This is a genomic window from Paenibacillus terrae (assembly GCF_005217525.1).
Lineage (GTDB): Bacteria > Bacillota > Bacilli > Paenibacillales > Paenibacillaceae > Paenibacillus > Paenibacillus terrae_C.
In genome coordinates this window covers 63035-63398 of sequence record NZ_PNXQ01000006.1, presented here as the reverse complement: position 1 = coordinate 63398, position 364 = coordinate 63035, and the positions used below count along the sequence as shown (strand labels likewise).

General features: G+C 46.4%; 1 protein-coding gene. It reads right to left on the bottom strand.

Translation table 11 applies throughout. The features are described from left to right. Positions 1 to 3: 3 nt before the first annotated feature. A partial coding sequence (locus C1I60_RS25350) for a class II fructose-bisphosphate aldolase (protein ID WP_252361612.1) occupies positions 4 to 364 on the bottom strand: 361 nt, incomplete at its 5' end.

Here is a 364-nt window from a genome sequence, read left to right as displayed (position 1 = left end):
TTCTTACGCTTGGTTGTTGGAACCGAACTCACGGATTTTACCGATAACGGTTTGTTTAATCGCTTCACGACCTGGAGCGATAAATGTACGTGGGTCATAAGCATCCGGTTTCTCAGCAAGCACTTCACGAACCACTTTCGCGAACACGATTTGGTTCTCTGTGTTTACATTGATTTTGGAAGTTCCCAGCGAGATTGCTTTTTTGATGTCATGCGTTGGGATACCAGTACCACCATGCAGAACAAGTGGAAGTTTGATTGCAGTGCAGATCTCTTCCATTTCTTTGAATCCAAGGTTTGGCTCGCCTTTGTAAGGTCCGTGAACGGAACCCAGTGCAGGAGCCAGTGTGTCGATACCTGTTTCG